Source organism: Nioella sp., assembly GCF_964229645.1.
Classification (GTDB): Bacteria; Pseudomonadota; Alphaproteobacteria; order Rhodobacterales; family Rhodobacteraceae; genus Nioella.
The window spans coordinates 1-3,266 of record NZ_CAXREX010000165.1 but is presented as its reverse complement, the minus strand read 5'-3'; the positions used below and the strand labels follow the sequence as shown (position 1 = coordinate 3,266).

Genomic DNA, 3,266 nt, shown 5'->3' with positions numbered 1-3,266 from the left:
AATGCGGTCGACGCGGCATCCGGTGCGGATCTCGACCCCGCGGTCGATGAGAAAGGCAAGCAGGCGCCCGACCAGCGCGTTGCCCATGACAAGACGCCGCCCGCGCGGCCCGGTCAGCCGGTCTCGCCCGTGGCGAAGCATGAGCCCCGCCGCGTGGCGGAAACTGGCCAAATTCCGCGTGGCGCGCAACAAGTGCCCGATGTCGGTTCGGTCGACCATCATTCCGCCCATGATCGTGAACTCCGGCAAGGGCGGCTTCACCAATCTGAAGGCGGATCCAAGTTTGCGCCCGTCGAAGGGCTGCGCCCCAAGCGCCCTGCCCCAGGTCACGGCGCCGGGGAGATCCGTATGGTAGTCAGGATGGTGCGCAAAGGGTGCGAGATCGATCGCCCCCGCATTCTGCAGTTCCGCGACCATCTCGGGCGCGCGCGCGAGAAAGGCCTCTCGCATCTCGGCACGCGAATCGTTGCCCACCACGTGATCCAGGTATTGTCTTGCGGCGTCCGGATCGTCCTCTCTGGAAAGCATCGTGTTGGGCAACCAGGCACAGCCGGCTGAGATCGCACATGTGCCGCCAACCCGGTCCGACGCTTCCAGCAGCACGACCCGCAACCCGGCAAGCGCAGCCGTCGCGCTGGCGGCAAGACCCGCGGCACCCGCCCCGATCACCACAAGGTCGAACTCTTCTGCCTCATCCATCTGTGCATGCTCCTTTGTTGGACTTGAAGCATCTGCCATACTGTATGTCAATTATCCGGATCAGGGTGAATGGCTGCAAAAGATCCGAGAAACCGAAGGCCCGCACACCTGCCCGATCGACGCACGCAGGGTTTGTCGTGTGAGGCTGACAAGAGCGCCTTTGCACCTCGTCGCGCGGATAAAGCCGGGCCAAGGTGGGTTGCTGCCTTGGGCTGATTATCAATGCATCCGCTTGGACGCACAGCCGACAGCAACGAACGGCGGTAGCAAGCGTAGGTGGTATGTGCCGCTTTCCTCCGCGATCAGGTGCGGCGCGAAACGCCCGGCACGATGCAGGAAGGCTGGCAACCCTCCAGGGCTTGCCATGGCGAGGCCCGACACAACTGGGCGGTCTCAAACAAGGCGGCCTTCACCGACCGCCGACAGCCCGCACGACCCGACGATGCAGAAATCTGACGGTCACGTAAAACGCCCCGAGGCCAGCAAGTGCACCACGCCGCTGTCGATGTGACGGGTCAGCAGCGCAACCGCTGCATCGGCATCGCGCCCGATCACCAGATCGCGCAGACGGACGTGATCCTCAACCACGCCCTGCCCCCGAAAGTCCAGAGCCAGCTGATGATAGCGGGCGAAGCGGTCAAATATCGAAGCGTAGCTGCGCAGCAGGATCGGTTGATCGCAGGCGGCGATGGTCGCGTTATGAAAGCCCCAGTCACAGGCCACCCAGCGATCCACCACCGCGGGGTCGCCCGCGATCAGGGCGCGCTCGGCCACGGACAACTTGTAGTGCGCGGCCACGACCGAGGCCTCCCACTCGATATCTCCCTGCGCGATGGCGGCGCGCAGCGCATGGCTTTCCAGCAAACCGCGCAAGACCGCCAGTTCCCGCAGCTCTCCGGCGCTGACCGCGCTCACCCTGAACCCACGCTGGCCTTCGGCGGTCACCAGCTCCTCGACCGCCAGCCGGTTGAGTATCTCGCGCAGCGTCGTCACCGAGGCACCGTAGATCTCCTTCATCCGGTCGAGTTTCAGCTTCTCGCCGGGCATTAGCTTGCCGTGAATGATGTGGGAACGGATGCGGCGGTAGGCGACGTCGCCCACCGTGTCGCCATCCCGTTCAACAGTTTCGAAGCGCCAAGTTTCCATGCCGCAGTCTTACAACCCCTCGTGGGACCGTGCGAAGGGGCAAACCGCAGGGCAAAGGAAATCCTTTCGCCTTGTGCGCATTCCCGGCCACGATCAAACCCTGCGAACCGAACTTGGGCTCAGAGCCCAGCGTCCGGCAAGCCACGCAGCGGCCCAGCGACGTTGAACAGTACATCTTGGAAATCCGCACCCACCGCGGTTCGATCAGCCTGAATACGGCGTTCGTGGCCATGACGCCGGCTGGTTCCGAGACGCGTTGAAAGACGAGGGGATACGCGCCTGCGTCCCGGGCCGCAAGCAACGCAAGACCCCCAACCAAATGACCGTCTCCGGACCTTGCTTTGCCATTCCGTGCCTGGGAGCGATCCAGATCATGTTTGGCAGGCTCAAGGACCGGCGGCGGGTGGCGACCCGCTATGACCGCTCCCCAAAGGTCTTTCTCTCAGCAATCGCTCGCGCCACGCCCGTCATCTACTGGTCATGAATCGTAACTCTGGCTGCGGGCCGGGGCACCTTGCGGCCCGCATTCGGGCGGAAAAGCCAGGGGCCAATGCGCGCCACAAGGAGTGCGAAGGCGCAGGTCCATAGAAATGTGGACAGGTCGATACCGTCCACTCCCACGACGATCGGTGCCGGGCCGGCCACACGCGCCGCAGCTGCCGCGATCATTAGAACGAAGGCTCCCGACAGGACCCCGCCCGCCTCCAGTGGCCGACCGGTATGCCCCATAGTCGCACGCATCATCACCGCCACGGTCATGCCTCCGACCGCACCGATGCCCAGCACATGCGCCCCGCTTGCCGGCGCGACGAGGCCAAGTGCGGCCAGGGCCACGGCAGCAAATCCCAGCGGCACCATCAGGTAGGCAACGTGCAGCATCAGCAGGAGCGGCGAGCGCCACGTGCCTGCGCCCCGCCAGCGTGCGACCCGCACGAGATGCAGCACGGCGGCTGTCGTCCCGAGTGCGGCACAGATCATGGTATATGGGGCGACCACCCAGGCAATCAGCCCTGCAGCACCAGCCGCCAGGCACAGCGCATCGAAGCGGGAGAAACCCACCGGCAACCGGGTCTCGCCGCGCTGAACAAGCCAGTTGCGGGTAAAGCTCGGCACGATGCGTCCCCCGATCAACATGACGAGGAAGATCAGCAGCGCGATCCCCAGCCGGCGACCGTGTTCCGCCGTTCCCAGCATCGCGGCCTCGGCGTGGAACAGGATGTTGGCCAGCCAGAGCATCGTCACGGGGACCAGCACCTTGAGGTTGCGCCAATTCCGGCCGACGACGATTTCCCGCGCGATCATCACGGTCACCGCCAGAAGGAAAAGCTGATCGATCAGCGCCACCACGAATGGCCCCTGCCCCGTAAGCCCTGCCACGGCAACGCGTCCCGCAATCCAAAACGACAGCAGCACCACCAGAG

General features: G+C 64.8%; 3 protein-coding genes and 1 pseudogene. 1 reads left to right on the top strand and 3 read right to left on the bottom strand.

The window, feature by feature from the left end; genetic code table 11:
• A partial coding sequence (locus ACEQXV_RS10940) for an FAD-dependent oxidoreductase (RefSeq protein WP_370269145.1) occupies window positions 1-699 on the bottom strand: 699 nt, incomplete at its 3' end.
• A 459-nt stretch (window positions 700-1,158) separates the two neighbouring features.
• Window positions 1,159-1,845 carry a GntR family transcriptional regulator gene (locus ACEQXV_RS10935; protein WP_370269143.1) on the bottom strand — a complete coding sequence of 229 codons (687 nt, stop codon included), beginning with the start codon at window positions 1,843-1,845 and terminating at the stop codon, window positions 1,159-1,161.
• 217 nt (window positions 1,846-2,062) lie between these two features.
• On the opposite strand from ACEQXV_RS10935, the pseudogene ACEQXV_RS10930 reads away from it, so the two are divergent.
• A pseudogene (locus ACEQXV_RS10930) lies at window positions 2,063-2,329 on the top strand (transposase); the annotation flags it as partial.
• Here the strand turns inward: ACEQXV_RS10930 and ACEQXV_RS10925 are convergent.
• Window positions 2,317-3,266: NnrS family protein (locus ACEQXV_RS10925; protein WP_370269142.1), on the bottom strand; the 950-nt coding region annotated here is incomplete at its 5' end. The pseudogene ACEQXV_RS10930 and the gene ACEQXV_RS10925 overlap by 13 nt on opposite strands.